General features: G+C 72.3%; 20 protein-coding genes. 14 read left to right on the top strand and 6 right to left on the bottom strand.

Annotated elements, in window-relative coordinates; all coding sequences use genetic code 11:
• Window positions 1-6 precede the first annotated feature (6 nt).
• The gene (locus tag AB0G28_RS19315; protein ID WP_361090169.1) at window positions 7-786 is read left to right on the top strand and encodes a methyltransferase; all 780 of its coding nucleotides are present in this window, start codon (window positions 7-9) and stop codon (window positions 784-786) included.
• Here the strand turns inward: AB0G28_RS19315 and AB0G28_RS19310 are convergent.
• Window positions 783-1,826, bottom strand: a complete 1,044-nt coding sequence (locus AB0G28_RS19310) for a ferrochelatase (protein ID WP_361090166.1) — start codon at window positions 1,824-1,826, stop codon at window positions 783-785. The two genes, AB0G28_RS19315 and AB0G28_RS19310, sit on opposite strands and share 4 nt — an antisense overlap.
• 86 nt (window positions 1,827-1,912) lie before the next feature.
• Between AB0G28_RS19310 and AB0G28_RS19305 the strand changes: the two genes are divergently transcribed.
• Window positions 1,913-2,497 carry a TetR/AcrR family transcriptional regulator gene (locus tag AB0G28_RS19305; protein ID WP_361090164.1) on the top strand — a complete coding sequence of 195 codons (585 nt, stop codon included), beginning with the start codon at window positions 1,913-1,915 and terminating at the stop codon, window positions 2,495-2,497.
• A 74-nt stretch (window positions 2,498-2,571) separates the two neighbouring features.
• A complete protein-coding gene (locus AB0G28_RS19300) occupies window positions 2,572-3,732 on the top strand; it encodes a Cmx/CmrA family chloramphenicol efflux MFS transporter (protein WP_361090161.1) in 1,161 nt (386 codons plus the stop codon).
• 61 nt (window positions 3,733-3,793) lie between these two features.
• Here the strand turns inward: AB0G28_RS19300 and fabI are convergent, their stop codons facing one another.
• The 3 genes from fabI to AB0G28_RS19285 all read right to left on the bottom strand — a co-directional run bounded on the left by fabI (window position 3,794) and on the right by AB0G28_RS19285 (window position 5,657).
• Window positions 3,794-4,561: an enoyl-ACP reductase FabI gene (gene fabI, locus AB0G28_RS19295; RefSeq protein ID WP_361090158.1), complete on the bottom strand. Its 768-nt coding sequence runs from the start codon at window positions 4,559-4,561 to the stop codon at window positions 3,794-3,796.
• 37 nt (window positions 4,562-4,598) lie between these two features.
• Window positions 4,599-5,303, bottom strand: a complete 705-nt coding sequence (locus AB0G28_RS19290; RefSeq protein WP_361090155.1) for a beta-ketoacyl-ACP reductase — start codon at window positions 5,301-5,303, stop codon at window positions 4,599-4,601.
• Between the two features lie 210 nt (window positions 5,304-5,513).
• A complete protein-coding gene (locus tag AB0G28_RS19285; protein WP_361090152.1) occupies window positions 5,514-5,657 on the bottom strand; it encodes a hypothetical protein in 144 nt (47 codons plus the stop codon).
• Window positions 5,658-5,865: 208 nt separating this feature from the next.
• On the opposite strand from AB0G28_RS19285, the gene AB0G28_RS19280 reads away from it, so the two are divergent.
• From AB0G28_RS19280 to AB0G28_RS19230, 11 genes are all read left to right on the top strand, one after another.
• Window positions 5,866-6,627: a GntR family transcriptional regulator gene (locus tag AB0G28_RS19280; RefSeq protein ID WP_361090149.1), complete on the top strand. Its 762-nt coding sequence runs from the start codon at window positions 5,866-5,868 to the stop codon at window positions 6,625-6,627.
• Window positions 6,628-6,671: 44 nt separating this feature from the next.
• Window positions 6,672-6,962: a hypothetical protein gene (locus tag AB0G28_RS19275; RefSeq protein ID WP_361090146.1), complete on the top strand. Its 291-nt coding sequence runs from the start codon at window positions 6,672-6,674 to the stop codon at window positions 6,960-6,962.
• A gap of 117 nt (window positions 6,963-7,079) precedes the next feature.
• Complete coding sequence (locus AB0G28_RS19270; RefSeq protein ID WP_361090143.1) at window positions 7,080-8,390, top strand: MFS transporter; 1,311 nt, start codon at window positions 7,080-7,082, stop codon at window positions 8,388-8,390.
• Window positions 8,391-8,395: 5 nt separating this feature from the next.
• On the top strand, window positions 8,396-9,064 hold the full coding sequence (locus tag AB0G28_RS19265; RefSeq protein ID WP_361090140.1) for a response regulator transcription factor: 669 nt from the start codon (window positions 8,396-8,398) through the stop codon (window positions 9,062-9,064).
• A 3-nt stretch (window positions 9,065-9,067) separates the two neighbouring features.
• Window positions 9,068-10,462 carry a HAMP domain-containing sensor histidine kinase gene (locus AB0G28_RS19260; RefSeq protein WP_361090137.1) on the top strand — a complete coding sequence of 465 codons (1,395 nt, stop codon included), beginning with the start codon at window positions 9,068-9,070 and terminating at the stop codon, window positions 10,460-10,462.
• On the top strand, window positions 10,459-11,403 hold the full coding sequence (locus AB0G28_RS19255; protein ID WP_361090134.1) for a TAXI family TRAP transporter solute-binding subunit: 945 nt from the start codon (window positions 10,459-10,461) through the stop codon (window positions 11,401-11,403). The genes AB0G28_RS19260 and AB0G28_RS19255 overlap by 4 nt, the downstream gene beginning before the upstream one ends.
• A 16-nt stretch (window positions 11,404-11,419) precedes the next feature.
• Window positions 11,420-11,842: a thioesterase family protein gene (locus AB0G28_RS19250; RefSeq protein ID WP_361090132.1), complete on the top strand. Its 423-nt coding sequence runs from the start codon at window positions 11,420-11,422 to the stop codon at window positions 11,840-11,842.
• A gap of 3 nt (window positions 11,843-11,845) precedes the next feature.
• Complete coding sequence (locus AB0G28_RS19245) at window positions 11,846-12,313, top strand: tRNA (cytidine(34)-2'-O)-methyltransferase (RefSeq protein ID WP_361090129.1); 468 nt, start codon at window positions 11,846-11,848, stop codon at window positions 12,311-12,313.
• A gap of 65 nt (window positions 12,314-12,378) precedes the next feature.
• Window positions 12,379-13,170, top strand: coding sequence for a class I SAM-dependent methyltransferase (locus tag AB0G28_RS19240; RefSeq protein ID WP_361090126.1), 792 nt, complete (start codon window positions 12,379-12,381; stop codon window positions 13,168-13,170).
• Between the two features lie 52 nt (window positions 13,171-13,222).
• On the top strand, window positions 13,223-13,732 hold the full coding sequence (locus AB0G28_RS19235; RefSeq protein ID WP_361090123.1) for a hypothetical protein: 510 nt from the start codon (window positions 13,223-13,225) through the stop codon (window positions 13,730-13,732).
• 79 nt (window positions 13,733-13,811) lie between these two features.
• Window positions 13,812-14,015, top strand: coding sequence for a hypothetical protein (locus AB0G28_RS19230; RefSeq protein WP_361090120.1), 204 nt, complete (start codon window positions 13,812-13,814; stop codon window positions 14,013-14,015).
• 97 nt (window positions 14,016-14,112) lie between these two features.
• Here AB0G28_RS19230 and AB0G28_RS19225 read toward each other — a convergent pair whose 3' ends face one another.
• Both AB0G28_RS19225 and AB0G28_RS19220 read right to left on the bottom strand, forming a co-directional pair.
• A complete protein-coding gene (locus AB0G28_RS19225) occupies window positions 14,113-15,093 on the bottom strand; it encodes a VWA domain-containing protein (protein ID WP_361090117.1) in 981 nt (326 codons plus the stop codon).
• Between the two features lie 73 nt (window positions 15,094-15,166).
• Window positions 15,167-16,111, bottom strand: a complete 945-nt coding sequence (locus AB0G28_RS19220) for a DUF58 domain-containing protein (RefSeq protein WP_361090115.1) — start codon at window positions 16,109-16,111, stop codon at window positions 15,167-15,169.
• Between the last annotated feature and the right edge of the window lies 1 nt (window position 16,112).

The raw sequence follows: 16,112 nt of genomic DNA, 5'->3' as shown, positions 1-16,112 counted from the left end.
GGCACCATGGCCGAAGACACCTGGGCCGCGTTGGCCGACCAGTTCGCCGATGGTGCTTACGCCACTGTGAAGGGGCGCGTACGCACCTACGTGATGCACCGGCAGCTGCTGGAACACCTGCCCGCCCCACCGGCCTCGGTGCTCGACGTCGGCGGCGGCGCGGGCCACCAGTCGTTCCCGCTGGCTCGCGCGGGGTACGACGTCACGCTGCTCGACCCGTCGGCGGCGATGCTGGACAAGGCCCGGCAACGGCTCCGGCAGCTACCGGACGAGGTTCGCGACCGCGTGACCTTCGTGGAAGCCGACGGCGCGGACGCCGGGGAGGCGGTCGGTGGCCGTCGCTTCGACGCCGTTCTGTGCCACGGCGTGCTCGGGTACCTGGAGCGGCCGGAACCCGTCCTCGACCAGCTGTGCCGCTGCGCCGCGCCCGGCGGAATCGTGTCGATCATGGCGGGCAACGCCGACGCGGCGGCGGTGCGCCCAGCCATGGAGCGACGCTGGGAGGACGCCCTGGCGGCGTTCGACGCCCGCGCCGAAATCGGGGTGCTGGGCCTCCCGACCCACGCCGGCACGGTGGACGAGCTCAGCGAGTCCGTCCGCGGCCGCGGCGTGGAACCCCTGCGGTGGTACGGGGTCTGGCTGTTCGTCGACTGGCTCGACCTCAGCGGCGCCGACCTGGACCCGGCCGAAACCGAGCGGGTGGCGGCCGTCGAGCTGGAAGCCGGCCGCCGGGATCCCTACCGCCGGCTCAGCCGCATCTTCCACCTGATCGGACGCAAGAACTAACGGCCCGGGCGCTTCGCCGGCTCACAGCAGCCGATCGCGCAGGGCGCGCCGTTGACCGTGCAGCCCGCCGCCGGGAACGGGGACAGCTTCCGCGGTGCCGCCCCGTGCGTGTGCTCGCGGATCAGCTCCACCACCAGCTCGGCGAAGCGCGGGTCCGCACCCGCCGTCGCCGCGCGGGCGAATGCCATTCCGTGCTCGGCCGCGCGGTCCGCCGCCTCGTTGTCCAGGTCCCAGATCACCTCGAGGTGGTCGGAGACGAACCCGATCGGCGACACGACCACCCCCGCGACGCCGTCGGCGTGCAGGGCGTCGATGTGGTCGACGATGTCCGGCTCCAGCCACGGCACCTGCGGCGGCCCCGACCGGGACTGCCACACGACGTCGTACTCGGCGATTCCCGCCTCGGCCGCGACGAGCCGGGCGGCCTCGGCGATCTGCTTCGAGTACCGGCGGCCGCCGTCGGCCGGCGGGCCCGAGGCGGCGTCCGCGCTCTCGGGCACCGAGTGGGCCGTGAACACCGTGCGGATCCCCGGCGCGTTCCCCAGCGAGGCGTGCGCGGCCCGGACGCCGTCGGCGACGGCCGCGACGAACAGCGGGTGGTCGAAGAACTGCCGGATCTTCACCAGTTCGGGGGCGTCCGGACCGACCGCGGCCCGGGCGCGCTCGATGTCCTCGTCGTACTGGCGGCACGCCGAATAGCCGCCGTACGCACTCGTCGGGAACACCAGGACGCGCTTCGCGCCTTCCGACGTCAGCGTGGACAGCGTGTCCTCGACCATCGGGTGCCAGTTGCGGTTGCCGAAGTGCACCGGCAGGTCCATGCCGGCGGCCGCGAGCTGCTTCTCCACCGCCGCCATCGCGTCGCGGTTCAGCTTGTTGATCGGCGAGACGCCGCCGAAGTGCTGGTAGTGCTCGGCGACTTCGAGGAGCCGCTCCCGGGGCACGCCCCGGCCCCTGGTGACGTTCTCGAGGAACGGCATGACGTCGTCCGGTCCTTCCGGACCGCCGAACGAAAGCCACAGCAACGCGTCGTATCCCACCCCGTCATCTTGCCGATAGCTTGACCCGCACGCTGACGCGGGCCGGTTATGAATCGACCAGTCCAAAACCCTGGTACGGTGACGGCATGGCCAGGCCACGGGAGTTCGACGAGTCCGCCGCCGTCGAGAGCGCGATGCACGCGTTCTGGGACCACGGCTACGAGGGCACGTCGACGCAGGATCTCTGCGCGGCCACGGGGCTCGGCCGCAGCAGCGTCTACAACACGTTCACCAGCAAGAAAGCGCTCTTCCGGCGGTCGCTGGAGCACTACACGACCCGCGAACTCGGCCGGCGGCAGGCGATCCTCGAAGGCCCGGGCACGGCGGCCGATCGGCTCGCCGAGGTGCTCGACACGGCCGTGGCGGCCGACCTGGAAAACCGCCGCCGCGGCTGCCTCGTGGTGAACACCCTCGCCGAACTCGGTCTCCCGGACGACGAAGTCGGCGCCGCGCTGCGCCGCGACACCGAACAGAACCTGGCGATGTTCGCCGGGTGCGTCCGGGAGGGCGTGCTCGACGGCAGTCTCCGGGACGGCCTGGACCCGGCCGACGTGGCCGAGTTCCTGCTCAGCACGATCTCGGGCCTGCGCGTGATGGCCCGCCGGGGCTCGAGCCGCCAAGCCATGCACCACGTCGCCGACCTGGCCCTCTCGGCGATCACCGCGCACTGAGTTCCCCGCACCGAGAGAACACCGGCCCGCTGCGCGCGTTTTGAACTGATCGATCCACAACCAAGGAGGACCCCGTGCCCCTGGCCGTCTTCGTCCTCGGGCTCAGCGTGTTCGCGCTGGGCACGTCGGAGTTCATGATCACCGGCCTGCTCCCCGGGATGGCCGCCGACCTCGGCGTCGGCATCCCGGACACCGGGCTGCTGATCTCCGCGTTCGCCGTCGGCATGGTCGTCGGCGCGCCGCTGCTGGCGGTCGGCACCCTCCGGCTCCCCCGCCGCCGGACGCTCCTGGCGATGCTCGGCGTGTTCGTCGTGGCGCACGTCGTCGGCGCGCTCGCCGAGGGCTACGCGCTCCTGTTCGCGACGCGGGTGGTCGCGGCCCTCGCCTGCGCCGGCTTCTGGGCCGTCGCGGCCGCCACGACGATCGCGCTGGTCCCCGCCGGCCGCCGGGGCCGCGCGATGGCCGTGCTCGTCGGCGGGCTGACCGTGGCGAACATCGCCGGCGTGCCCGCCGGGACCTTCCTCGGCCAGCACGCGGGCTGGCGCGCGGCGTTCTGGGCGGTGGCGGCGGTGACGCTGCTCGCGGCGGCCGGCGTGGCGGCGCTGGTACCGGAGACGACGGGCGACGCGGTGAGCGTCCGCGGCGAACTGCGGCTGTACCGGCGCGGCCGCGTCTGGCTCGCGCTCGGCGTGATCGCCTTGTGCCAGGCCATGATCTTCGCCGCGTTCAGCTACCTGGCACCGCTGCTGACCGGGACCGACGGCCTGCCCGAGGGCTGGGTGCCCGGCGTCCTCGCGCTGTTCGGCGCCGGCGCGCTGATCGGGATCACCGCGGGCGGCCGGCTCGCCGACCGGCGGCCGTTCGCGACCCTCTACGGCTGTCTCGGGCTCGCGCTGGCGGCCCTGCTCGTGCTGGCCCTGACCACCGAGGCGCTGGTGGCCGTCGCGGCCGTGGTGGTGTTCGGCGTCGCCGGGTTCGGGGCCAATCCGGCTTTGAACGTGCGCGCCTACCAGGAGGCGGGCGACGCCCCCATCCTCGTCGGCGCCAGCACGACGGCGGCGTTCAACGTCGGCAACACGTTGGGTCCGTGGCTGGGCGGGGTGGCGATCGACGCCGGGCTCGGCTTCCCGAGCGTCGCCTGGACCGGCATGGCCCTCGGCGTGGCGACGCTGGCCGCGCTCACGGTCGCCGCCGCCGTCCGGCGGAGCGACGACCGTGAACTCGCGGCCGTGTGAAAAGCCGTGAAGGCCTCCTTACCGGCCATAAGAGCCGGTAAGGAGGCCTTCACGGACAGGCTCAGACGCCGAGGAAGTGGACCCCGCCGTCGACCATGATCATCGAGCCGGTGGTGGCGGGGAGCCAGTCCGACAGCACCGCGCAGACGCTCTTCGCCACCGGGTCCGGGTCCGTGCTGTCCCAGCCGAGCGGCGCGCGCTCGCCCCAGCCGTCCTCCAGGTCGACGAAGCCCGGGATGGACTTCGCGGCCATGGTCTTCATCGGGCCCGCGCTGACCAGGTTGACGCGGATGCCGTGCGGCCCCAGCTCCTTGGCCAGGTACCGGTTGACCGACTCGAGCCCGGCCTTCGCGACGCCCATCCAGTTGTAGACCGGCCACGCGACGCGCGCGTCGAAGTCCATGCCGACGTACGACGCGCCCCGCCCGAGCAGCGGCAGGCACGCCTTCGCCAGCGACATGTACGAGTACGTCGAGATCTCGATCGCGGTCTTGACGTCCTCGGCCGGGGCGTCCATGAACGGCGCGCCGAGGCAGGTCTGCGGGGCGAAGCCGATCGAGTGCAGCACGCCGTCGAGGCCGTCTACGTGCTCGCGGACCTTGCCGGCGAGGCCGTCGAGGTGCTCCTGGTTGGTGACGTCCAGCTCGATCACCGGCGCCTCTTCGGGCAGCCGCTTCGCGATGCGTTCGACCAGCGACATGCGGCCGAAGCCGGTCAGCACCACCTTCGCGCCCTCCTGCTGCGCGATCTTGGCCGCGTGGAAGGCGAGCGAAGCGTCGGTGATGATGCCGGTGATCAGCAGGCGCTTGCCTTCGAGCAGTCCGGGCACGGGTCCTCCAAGTCTCGGTGCGGGTGTGGTGGGAAAGTCAGTGGCCGAGGCCGAGGCCGCCGTCGACGGGCAGCACGGCACCGTTGACGTAGCCGGCCTCGTCGGAAGCGAGGTAGCGCACGGCGGCGGCGATCTCCGACGGCTCGGCGTACCGGCCGGAGGGAACCTGCGCGAGGATCTCCTTCTTGCGGTCCTCGGGCAGTTCGTCGGTCATGTCGGTGTGGACGAACCCGGGCGCGACGACGTTCGAGGTGATGTTGCGGGAGCCGAGTTCGCGGGCCAGCGAACGCGCGAAGCCGACCAGGCCCGCCTTCGACGCCGCGTAGTTCGCCTGCCCGGCCGAGCCGGAGAGCCCGACCACCGAAGAAATGAAGACGAACCGCCCCCACTTGCCACGCAGCATGCCGCGCGACGCGCGTTTCGCGACCCGGTAGGCACCGGTCAGGTTCGCGTTGATGACCCGCTCGAACTGCTCGTCGCTCATCCGCATGAGCAGCGTGTCATCGGTCAGCCCGGCGTTGGAAACCAGCACCTCGACCGGCCCCTGGTGCTCCTCGACGAGCTTGAAGGCGGCGTCGACCTGCTCGGTGTCGGTGACGTCCGCCTGGACCCCGAAGAGGCCGTCGGGCGCCCCCGAACCACGGTGCGTGACGGCGACCTGGTGCCCCTGCGCGGCGAGGTCCCGGGCGATCGCCAGACCGATGCCCCGGTTGCCCCCGGTGACCAAGACCGACCGTCCCACGGTGTTCTCCCTCTTCGTGAAGCTTGCGCTGATGTCGGGCACGAGGTTATCGGCAGCGCCGCCGGGTCGCGCACCCGCGTTCGCGGGTGTCCGCGACCGTCCTGGGCGGGTGTCAGGAACTGTCTCCCGACCTTGGTGGTTACCCGCTGGTTGGTCACCGTGAGTCGCAACACAGGAGGTCGACGCCGCTGTCGCCGATCCGCCGGACCGTCACGACCGCCGGACCGGACTCGGCACGATGCCGTGCTCGCGGCGGTAGATCGCCTCGCAGCGCGAGCACTGGCGCGGAACGCTGCGGGCCCGCCGATCGGACAACGGGCGGAACTCCGCGACGGCGGTCAGCCCGCACAGCATCGTGATCCCCTGGCCGGGCAGGGGAATCCCCGTCAGCCGGGTCCGGTGCCACTCTCCGTCGACGACCGGTGGATCGCGTCCGGGTCGATGTGGATCACCGCCGCCATCCTCTGCCTCACCGGATTACTTGTCATGACGTGTTGACGACTGACCGTCGCACCGCTCGGCTAACTTGTCAAGACAAGTTGGCAAGTGGGAGGATCGGGGCATGGTCGATCGAACGAGTGGAGTCCCAGCATTTCGCCAGGTCGCGGCCGATCTCCGCGCGAAGATCGTCAGCGGCGAGTACGCACCGGGCGCCCGGCTGCCCAGCGAACACAACCTCGTCGAGACGTACGGTGTCTCGCGTCCGACGATCCGCGAAGCCGTCGACGTGCTGCGCGGCGAAGGTCTCGTCACCTCCGAACACGGCCGCGGCGTCTTCGTGCGCCCACCGGCCAGCATCCAGCGGATCGCCCGGTCGCGGCTGTCCCGCGACGCGCGCGAACACGACCGCGGCGCGTTCCTCGCCGACGCCGCGGCCGGTGGCTTCGCGCCGTCGGCGAACGTCAAGATCCGCTTCGAATCGGCCGACGCACGCGTGGCCCGTCATCTCGCCGTCGACGAAGGAGCCGAGGTCACCGTCCGGGACCGCGTGATGCGCGCCGACGGGCTCGTGGTCCAGCTCGCGGTGTCGCGCCTCCCGCGCGAGCTGACGCGCGGCACCGCCATCGAGGACGTCGACACCGGGCCGGGCGGCACCTACGCGCGGCTCGAAGAGGCCGGGCGAACCATCGGGTCCTTCGCCGAGCACATCGGCGCGCGGATGCCGACACCCGCCGAGGCGACGCAGCTCCAGCTCGCCGGAGGTGTGCCGGTCATGACCGTCACCCGCATCGCGTACGCCGCCGACGGCACGCCGCTGGAGATGAACGACATGGTGCTCGCCGCCGACCGCTACGAGCTGTCGTACGAGTGGGCCGCCGACTAGCCGCGGCAACTCCGAGAGGCAATCCACGGCATGCGAGGACCAGCATGAAGACGTACCGCAAGCATAAGTGCGAGAAGAAGCACCGCACGTACAGGACCTTCGCCGAGTGCGCGTGGAGCCAGAAAGGCATACCGGTCGACGTCGGCGGCGACGGACCGTTTGCATCGGTCAGCACGTGTGCCCGCGACTACGGCCTGCCCAGCTACCGGCGCATAACGACCGTCCACCTGTTCGCGACGGCCGAAGAGGCAGAAACGGCAAAGGCGCTCATCGACGCCACGGCATGCGGCGGCAACTGCCGGAAGCAACACGAGGTCGTTCGCATCGAGCGGTGACGCCGTAATGCCACGCGAACGAACGTCACCGTCCTAAGCACGTGTTAGGAACTGCCTCCTCGCCTTGCCGCTCATCCCCCGGTTGGTCACCGTGAGTCGCAACACAGGAGGTCGACGATGACAACCCGGCTCAGCGGCACCACCCCGGCGGCCGTCAACGAAAAGCGCGTTATCGGCAACGTGCTGCGCGGCTCGATCGGCAACTTGGTCGAGTGGTACGACTGGTACGCCTACGCGGCGTTCACCACCTACTTCGCCAAATCCTTCTTCCCGACGTCCGACACCACGGCCGCGTTCCTCGGGTCCGCGGCCGTGTTCGCCGTCGGGTTCCTCATGCGGCCGCTGGGCGGGTGGATGCTCGGGCGGTTCGCCGACCGGTTCGGGCGCCGCAGCGCGCTCGTTCTCTCCGTGACGCTCATGGCGGGCGGCTCGCTGCTCATCGCCGTCACGCCCAGCTATCACACCATCGGGATCGCCGCGCCGATCCTGCTGCTGATCGCGCGGCTCGTCCAGGGCCTGTCGGTCGGCGGCGAGTACTCCACCTCGGCGACCTATCTGTCCGAAGTGGCCACTCCCGGCAAGCGCGGCTTCTACTCGAGCTTCCAGTACGTGACGCTCTACGGCGGCCAGCTCCTCGCCCTGGGTCTCCAGCTGATCCTGCAGGCACTCCTCACCGAGCAGCAGCTGACGTCGTGGGGCTGGCGGATCGCGTTCGTCGTCGGCACCGTCGCCGCACTCAGCGTGATGTGGCTGCGCCGCGGCATGGACGAGTCCGAGAGCTACCAGCGCGAAGCGGAAGAGCCCAAGGGCGAACGCGGCACGCTGCGCACGCTGGCCAAGTACCCCAAGGAAATCGCCCTCGTCGTCGGCCTGACCCTCGGCGGCACCGTCGGCTTCTACACCTTCGCCACCTACAGCCAGAAGTTCCTGGAGAACACCGCGCACATCCCGCGCCGGCAGGTCACCATCGTGCTGTTCTGCGCGATCCTGGTCGCGGCGATCCTGCAGCCGGTGTTCGGCCGGCTGTCCGACCGGATCGGGCGCCGCCCGCTGCTGCTGTTCTTCGGCATCGGCGGCACCCTGCTCACCGTCCCGCTCATGACGGTGATGGGCTCGACGCGCAACCCCGTCGGTGCGTTCTTCCTCGTGCTGGCCGGGCTGGTCATCGTCGCCGGGTACACCTCGATCAACGCCATCGTGAAGGCCGAGCTGTTCCCGACGAAGATCCGCGCGCTCGGCGTCGGCCTGCCGTACGCGCTCACGGTGGCGATCTTCGGCGGCACCGCGGAGCTCATCGCGCAGGCGCTGAAGAGCGCCGGGCACGAAACGGTGTTCTTCTGGTACGTCGCGGGCTGTGTCCTGGTCTCCCTGATCGTCTACGGCACAATGCGGGAAACCTCGAAGACCTCGGAGCTCGAAGAGCGCTAAAGGGGATGGCCGTGCGCGTGCTCCTCGTCGAAGACGACGCGGGTGTCGCCGGCGCGCTCGCCGAGTCGCTGCACGCGCGCGGTCATCCGGTCACCAGCGTCGCCCGCGGGGCCGACGCCCTGCACCACCACCGCGCCGCCGACCTCGTCCTGCTGGACCTGGGGCTGCCCGACCTCGACGGCCTCGACGTCCTGCGCAAGATCCGGGCCGTCTCGCCGGTCCCGGTCATCGTCCTGACCGCCCGCGGCGACGAGCGGTCCGTCGTGCGCGGGCTCCGGCTCGGCGCGGACGACTACCTCACCAAGCCGGTGCGGCTGGCCGAGCTGCTGGCCCGGATGGACGCCGTCGTGCGCCGCGCGGTGGCCCGCACCGCCCCCGCCGGGGACGTCGTGCGGATCGAGGACGTCGAGATCGACCTCGGTGCCCGCCGGGTCCTGGTCGCCGGGCACGACGTCGGGCTGACGACCAAGGAGTTCGAGATCCTGGCCGTGCTCGCCGCGCGCCCCGGCACCGCGGTCAGCCGCCAGCAGCTCATGGACGAAGTCTGGGGCGACGCCTACCTCGCGGTGTCGCGCTCGCTCGACGTCCATCTGACCGGGCTGCGCGCCAAGCTCGACCGGCCCGGGTTGCTCACCACCATCCGCGGCTTCGGCTACCGGCTCGGCCGGGACTGACCCGTGCGCACCCGGCTCCTGGTGGTCCTGGTCGCCCTCGCCCTCGCGGTGGTCGCCGCCTTCGCCGTGCCGCTGCTCACCGCCACCGCCGAGCAGCGCACCCAGCAGCTCGTCATCTCCCGCACCGCCGACGTCGACCGGTTCGTGGTGCTGGCGCAGCAGGCCGTGGACACCCGCGACCCGGCGGCCTTGGCCGGCGATGCGGAACGCTACGCGCAGCTGTACGGCGAAGGCGTGGTCATCGTCGACGCCCGGCGCGCCCCGCTGGTGCAGGCGGGCGGGCTGACCGCGGGCGACCCGGCGGTGCACGCGCTGGTGGAGGCGGCGATGCGCAACGAGCCGGCACCGCGCGTCGAGCGGCTGAGCCCGTGGTCGGCCGGATCGGCGTACTTCGCGCGGCCGGTCGGCACCGGCACGCGGGTGTCCGGCGTGGTCGTGCTGCGCGCGTCGGTGACGGCGGCCGCCGCGGACGTCGCCACCCGCTGGAGCACCATCGGGGCCGGCGCCCTGCTCGTCGCGGTGGTGTTCGTGCTGCTCGCCGTGGTGCTGGCCCGGTGGATGGTGCGGCCGCTGCACGAGCTGGAGACCGGCGTGCTGGCCGTGGCCGCCGGGCACCGCGCGCACGTCCCCGAACGCGCCGGGCCGCGCGAGCTGCGGTCGCTGGCAGCCGAGGTCAACCGGATGTCCGAGGCCGTGCTCGAAGCCGCCGAGCAGCAGCACCGGCTGGTCGCCGACGCCTCGCACCAGCTGCGGAACCCGATGGCCGCGCTGCGGCTGCGCGTCGACTCCCTGGCCGGGCGGATCGAGGGCGACGACACGACCTACCGGGCGACCGTGGCCGAGGTCGAGCGCCTGGAAAAGCTCCTCGACGGGTTGCTGGCGCTCGCGCTCGCGGAAAGCACCGCGACCCGGGTCGCGGCCGGGGGCGCGGACGAGGCGTGCGACCTGGCGTCCGTGCTCGCCGAGCGCGTCGACGCCTGGCGACCGGCCGCCGAGGACGCCGGTTCGGCGATCGTGCCGCCGCCCGGCCACGACGAGCCGGTGACCGTGCGCTGCCCCGAGGGCGAGCTGGCCCAGATCCTCGACGTCCTGCTGGACAACGCCGTCCACTACGCCGGCCGCGGCGCGAAGATCACCACGGACTGGGAAGCCGGCCCGGACACCGCGACGCTCGTCGTCCGCGACGACGGGCCCGGACTGTCCACTGAGGACCGGGCCAGGGCCACCGAACGGTTCTGGCGCGCCGGCGGCGAAGGCGCCCCGCGCGGCACCGGCCTCGGGCTCGCCATCGCCCACCAGCAGGTCCGGACCCGCGGCGGGGTCCTGGAACTGCGCCAGGCGCTCCCCCACGGGCTCGAAGCCCGCGTCACACTGCCGCTGTGGGAGGGGCCGCGATGACACTCACCCGGCGCACCGCCCTGCTCGGCGGCCTCGGCCTGGCCCTGACCGGCTGCTCGACGTCCGGCTACCCCGGCCCGGAACGCACGGTGACCATCGCCGCCGGCGAGCCGGGCGGCTTCTACCTGGCCTTCGCCGAGCTGCTGGCCACCGAGCTGAACCGCGCGGAACCGCTGCTGCACGCCACCGCCGTGCCGACCGAGGCGAGCGTCGCCAACGTCGGTCTCGTGCAGCGCGGGCAAGCCGATCTCGGGCTCGTCCTCGCCGACGTCGCCCAGACCGCGCTGCGTGGCGGCGCGCCGTTCGCGGGAGCGGTGCCGCTGCTCGCGCTCGGCCGCGTCTACGAGAACTACCTGCAGCTCGTGGTCCGGGCCGACGGGCCGGTGCGGCGAATCGCCGACCTGGCGGGCCGTCCGGTCTCCCTGGGCGCGAGCGGCTCGGGGGCGGCGCAGCTCGGCGAGCGCCTGTTCGCCAAGGCGGGCGTCGCGGTCGACGCCCGGCACCTGCTGTTCGACGACGCCGTCCGCGCGCTGGCCGGCCGGCGCGTCGACGCCCTGCTGTGGTCGGGCGGGGTGCCGACCCCGAAGCTCGCCGACCTCACCCGCACGACGCCGATCGCGCTGCTGCCGCTGGACTCGGTGGTGCCCGCGCTGCGCGCCGCGTACGGGCCGGTGTACGACCAGGTCCAGGTGCCCGACGGCGCCTACCGCGGGGTCGGCGCGCTGGGCACGATCGGCGTCGCGAACCTGCTCGTCTGCTCGCCCTCGCTGCCCGGCGACGTCGCCGCGGCCGTGGTCCGGCTGCTCGTCGAGCGCGCCACCGCGCTGGTGCCCGCGGAAGCCGTCGGGACGCAGTTCCTCGACGTGCGGACGCTGATCGGGACGCAGCCGGTACCCCTGCAGCCGGGCGCGGCGGCCGCGTACCGGTCGCTGCACGGCTGAGCGCTAGATTGGCTGCGTGACCCGACCCCGCCGCCCGATCGCCGAGCTGCCGCTGCGCGTGCGCTACCACGAGTGCGACGGCCAGGGCATCGTCTTCAACGCCCACTACCTGGCCTATGTGGACATGTGTTCCTTCGAGGCGGAGAAGGCGCTGTTCGGCTCGCACGCCGAACTCCTCGCCCACGGCGTCGACGTCGTCGTGGCGGAGGCGAACCTCAAGTTCCGCGCGCCGGCGCGCTACGACGAGGACCTGGTCGTCTCGCAGTACCTGAACCACCTGGGCACGACGTCGCTGGTCTTCGACTTCGAGATCCACCGCGGCGAGACACTCGTCCAGGCGGCGACCCTCCGGTACGTCTTCGTCGACCCCGCCACGCTGCGGCCCACGGCCCCGCCGGACGCGGTCCGCAAGGTCTACGCGGCCCTCCTGGAAGGCTGAGCCGTGTTCCGCGTTCTCTTCTACCAGCCGGAAATCCCGCCGAACACGGGCAACGCGATCCGGCTGGCGGCCAACACCGGGTGCGAGCTGCACCTGGTCGAGCCGCTCGGGTTCACCCTGGAAGACAAGCAGCTGCGCCGCGCCGGGCTCGACTACCACGACCTCGCGCGGGTGCGCGTCCACGCCTCGCTGGCCGCGGCCTGGGAAGTGCTGCTGCCGGCGAAGGTCTACGCGTTCAGCGCCTCGGCGACCCGGCTGTACACCGATGTCGCGTATGCGCCGGGGGACGTCCTGATGTTCGGGCCGGAGTCCGTCGGACTGCCCGCCGAGGTCCAGGACGCACCCGAGGTCACCGACCGCGTGCGGCTGCCGATGCTGCCGACGAGCCGCTCGCTCAACCTCGCCAACACCGCGGCGATCACGGTCTACGAAGCCTGGCGCCAGAACGGGTTCGCGGTCCCGGACGCCTGACACTCGGCCGGTCGCGCCGAAAATGGCGTGAGGAGCACACGGTCCCGGGCGTAGTGTCGCCGACCGTGATCGGTGAGGCGAACCCGGGCGACGACCCGGCGGACGGCTGGTTCCCCGAGAGCGTGGCCGCGGGCTACGACGCCCCGGGCGGCGCGAACGCACCCGAGGCGGTGACGCCGGCGGTGGACGTCCTCGAGGCCCTGGCCGACGGCCCGGTCCTCGAGTTCGCAGTCGGGACCGGGCGGATCGCCGTGCCGCTGGCCGCGCGCGGCGTGCCGGTCAGCGGCATCGAACTGAGCCGGGCCATGGCCGCCCGGCTCGCGGGCAAGCCGGGCGGCGACGCGGTCGAGGTCACGATCGGCGACATGACGACGACGCGGGTGCCCGGCCGGTTCTCGATGGTCTACCTGGTGTACAACACGATCAGCAACGTGACGACGCAGGACGGGCAGGTCGACGTCTTCCGCAACGCGGCCGCCCACCTGCGGCCGGGCGGGTTGTTCCTCGTCGAAACGGGCCTCCCGGACCTGCGCCGCCTGCCACCCGGGCAGGACACCGTCCCGTTCGCGGTGGCGCCCGGCGCCGACGGCGGCGGCTACGCCGGATTCGACCAGTACGACGTCGTCACGCAGGAGTTCACGTCGAACCACGTCACCGTCTCCCCGGACGGGACGGGGCGGTTCCGCCGCATTCCGTTCCGGTACGCCTGGCCGGCCGAGCTGGACCTCATGGCGCGCATCGCCGGGATGAAGCTGAAGTACCGCTGGGCGGACTGGGACCGTTCCGAACTCACCGCTGGAAGCACCAAACACGTGTCGGTCTGGGAGTCGGATCCGGGCGCGCCGCACGCCGCCTGACCCGCGCCACCGGGCGGCCCGGGCCGATGATCCGCTCCGGTAGGTTCGCCGGATGCGACAGCAGTTCCTGGGGGCGCTCATCGGCGCCGCGTTCGGCACCGTCTTCGTCCTCGTCAACTCGGGCGCCCCGCTCCCCGCGGCGGCCGCGTGGGTGCTGCGCGCGCTCGCCGTCGTGGCGCTCGCGGCCGTGGTGGTCCTCGGTGTCCGCGCCAGCGGGCGGCCGACGCTCGACGGACGGCCGATGTTCGGACCGAGCTACCGGGTCGTCGTCGCCGGTGAGCTCGTGCTGCTCGTCGCCGGGTTCTTCGTGCTCAGCCTCCTCGACGCGCCGGTGCAGGCGAACGTCGCCTGGATCGCGACGGTCGTCGGCCTGCACTTCGTCGCGCTGGCGTCCGCGTGGAAGGCCCGCTCGATCCTGGTGGTCGGCGCGGTCCTGACCGTGCTCGGCGTGGCCGGTCTCGTCCTTCTCGGGAGCGCCGCGGAGTGGGTGCCGTTCGTCAGCGGCGTCCTCTCCGGGGCGACCCTGCTCGGCGGAAGCCTCTACGGCGTCCGCCGAGCCTGAGTCGCCATTGACCGCGGTGGTCCTGCCCGACCGGGCCGGTTCTCCTCAGGAAGGGGTGAAGGACACCCAGGGAGATTCCATGACAAAGGTGCCCGGCGCCAACGTTGTCTTCGCGCCGCGTCAGCTGGAGAACCAAGCCAGCGCGTTGTACGCCCGCTCCAAGCGCGCCGGCTTGGAGAACGTCGTGATCAGTCGGATCCTCGACGACCACGATCTGCAAGTCGTCCGCGAAGCGGAAGCCAACGGACTGGACACCAGCCGACCCGAGAGTGCCTGGTCCTGAGCGGTTCGGCGCCTGCCGTGGGTGCCGTTCGTCAGCGGCGTCCTCTCCGGGGCGACCCTGCTCGGCGGAAGCCTCTACGGCGTCCGCCGAGCCTGAGTCACGGCAGTCTCTGCCCGAAGAACAGGCTGGCCGCCGCGCCGATCATGAGGATCAGCGTGCCGGCCACGAGCCACGGCTTGCTCGCGTCGGCGTCCTTCAGCTCGTAGCCGATCTGCTCGCCGAGGTCGGCGTAGACCTTCTTCAGCTCCTCGGCGCTGGCCGCCTTGTAGAAGTCGCCGCCCGACAGCCGGGCGATTTCGCGCAGGGACTCGTCGTCCACGCTCACCGGCTGCTGCTTGTCGTCGATGGTGACCGAACCGTGCGTCGTGCCGAAGGAGATCGACGAGATCGGCACGCCGGCCTGCTTCGCCGCCTGCGCCGCGGTGTACCCGCCGCGGGCCGCGTACAGGTCCTCGGGCACGGTCTGCTTCCCGTCGGACATCAGCACGATCCGCGCGGGCGGCGGCCCGTCGGCCCCGCCGACGACGGTGGAGAAGCTCTCGATCGACTGCAGTGCCGCGAAGATGCCTTCCCCGGTCGCCGTCGACTGCGCGAGCTTGAGGTTCTCGATCGCCTTGATGACGCCGTTGCGGTCGGTCGTCGGGTTGACCAGCACCGTCGCCGTGCCCGCGAACGAGATCAGGCCCAGGTTGATGCCCGGCGTCATGTTCCGCGCGAAGCTCGTCGCCGCCTCCTGCGCCGCCTTCAGCCGCGTCGGGAGGACGTCGGTGGCCTCCATCGACAGCGAGACGTCGATCACCAGCATCACGGTCGCCCGGTTGCGCGGCACCTTCTGCTCGGCGGTCGGTCCCGCGAGCGCCACGGTGAGCAGCAGCAGCGACAGCACGATCAGCACCGCGGGCAGGTGCCGGACCCAGCCCTGGCTCTTCGGCGCGACCTTCTCCAGGAGGTCGAGGTTCGCGAACCGGATCATCCGCTTCCGGCGCGCGCGCTGCGCCAGGACGTACCCGACGGCGACCGCGGCCACGGCGATCAGGAGCAGGAACCACCAGGGCGCGGCAAAGCCGGTCAAACTCATGCGCACACCTCGCTGACGCTCGGTGCGGCCTGAGCCGGCAACGCTGTGTCGAAGGGTTCGGTCGCAAGCTCCCTCACGCGACACCCCCGGACCAGCGGCGCTTGCGGGCGACGACGAACCGCACCATGTCGGCGATCCAGTCGGCGTCCGTGCGCAGCGTCAGGTGCGCCGCACCCGCCCGCCGCAGGCCGGCCGCCACCTTCTGCCGGTGGGCGTGGGCCGCGGCCCCGAACTCCTTGCGCAGCAAGGCCGAAGCGTGCACTTCGCGTTGTTTCCCTGTCTCCGGGTCGGCCAGCACGACGGTGCCCACCTCGGGCAGGTCGACGTCGCGCGGGTCGAGGACTTCGATCGCGATCAGTTCGTGGCGCCCGCCCAGCGCCCGCAGCGGCCGCTCCCAGGACGCGTCGCCCAGGAAGTCGGAGATCACCACGGCCAGGCCACGGCGGCGCGGCGGGCGGCGCAGCTGTTCCAGGGCCAGCGCGAAGTCGCCCCGGGTGCCCTCGGGCGCGCGTGGCGTCTCCGCCAGCTTCCGGACCAGACCGCGCGCGTGCGCCAGGCCGCCGCGCGCCGGGATGCGGGTGGTGTCGGCGCCGGTGGAGATCAGCGCGCCGATCCGGTTGCCGCCGCCCCCGGTGAGGTGGGCGACCGCCGCGACGGCGCAGACCACCAGGTCGCGCTTCTCGCACAGCGCGGTGCCGAAGTCGAGGCTCGCCGACAGGTCGGCGACCACCCACGTCTCCAGCTCGCGGTCGGCCACGGTCTCGCGGATGTGCGGGGTCGTGGTGCGGGCGGTGACCGCCCAGTCCATCCGGCGCACGTCGTCGCCGGGCTGGTACGGGCGGGCCTCGCCGGGCTCGGACCCCGGCCCCGGCACCAGGCCGAGGTGGTTGCCCTGCAGCAGCCCGTCGAGCCGGCGGCGGACGTCGAGCTCCAGCGTCCGGAGCCCGGCTTCCATCCGGTCGCCCCGCAGCACCGGGGGCGCCCACGAAGGGCGGCTGCCCTTCTCGTTCTTCGCCATC

This window comes from Amycolatopsis sp. NPDC021455, from assembly GCF_040640995.1.
GTDB lineage: Bacteria > Actinomycetota > Actinomycetes > Mycobacteriales > Pseudonocardiaceae > Amycolatopsis.
This window is presented reverse-complemented; position numbering and strand designations above follow the sequence as displayed.

Bases quoted from the DNA above. Each gene is read 5' to 3' on its own strand.
- AB0G28_RS19255 (WP_361090134.1), top strand. From the start codon at position 10,459: ATGACACTCACCCGGCGCACCGCCCTGCTCGGCGGCCTCGGCCTGGCC.
- AB0G28_RS19280 (WP_361090149.1), top strand. From the start codon at position 5,866: ATGGTCGATCGAACGAGTGGAGTCCCAGCATTTCGCCAGGTCGCGGCC.
- AB0G28_RS19285 (WP_361090152.1), bottom strand. From the start codon at position 5,657: ATGCTGTGCGGGCTGACCGCCGTCGCGGAGTTCCGCCCGTTGTCCGAT.
- AB0G28_RS19275 (WP_361090146.1), top strand. From the start codon at position 6,672: ATGAAGACGTACCGCAAGCATAAGTGCGAGAAGAAGCACCGCACGTAC.
- AB0G28_RS19225 (WP_361090117.1), bottom strand. From the start codon at position 15,093: ATGAGTTTGACCGGCTTTGCCGCGCCCTGGTGGTTCCTGCTCCTGATC.
- AB0G28_RS19235 (WP_361090123.1), top strand. From the start codon at position 13,223: ATGCGACAGCAGTTCCTGGGGGCGCTCATCGGCGCCGCGTTCGGCACC.
- AB0G28_RS19305 (WP_361090164.1), top strand. From the start codon at position 1,913: ATGGCCAGGCCACGGGAGTTCGACGAGTCCGCCGCCGTCGAGAGCGCG.
- AB0G28_RS19265 (WP_361090140.1), top strand. From the start codon at position 8,396: ATGGCCGTGCGCGTGCTCCTCGTCGAAGACGACGCGGGTGTCGCCGGC.
- AB0G28_RS19270 (WP_361090143.1), top strand. From the start codon at position 7,080: ATGACAACCCGGCTCAGCGGCACCACCCCGGCGGCCGTCAACGAAAAG.
- AB0G28_RS19230 (WP_361090120.1), top strand. From the start codon at position 13,812: ATGACAAAGGTGCCCGGCGCCAACGTTGTCTTCGCGCCGCGTCAGCTG.
- AB0G28_RS19315 (WP_361090169.1), top strand. From the start codon at position 7: ATGGCCGAAGACACCTGGGCCGCGTTGGCCGACCAGTTCGCCGATGGT.
- AB0G28_RS19220 (WP_361090115.1), bottom strand. From the start codon at position 16,111: ATGGCGAAGAACGAGAAGGGCAGCCGCCCTTCGTGGGCGCCCCCGGTG.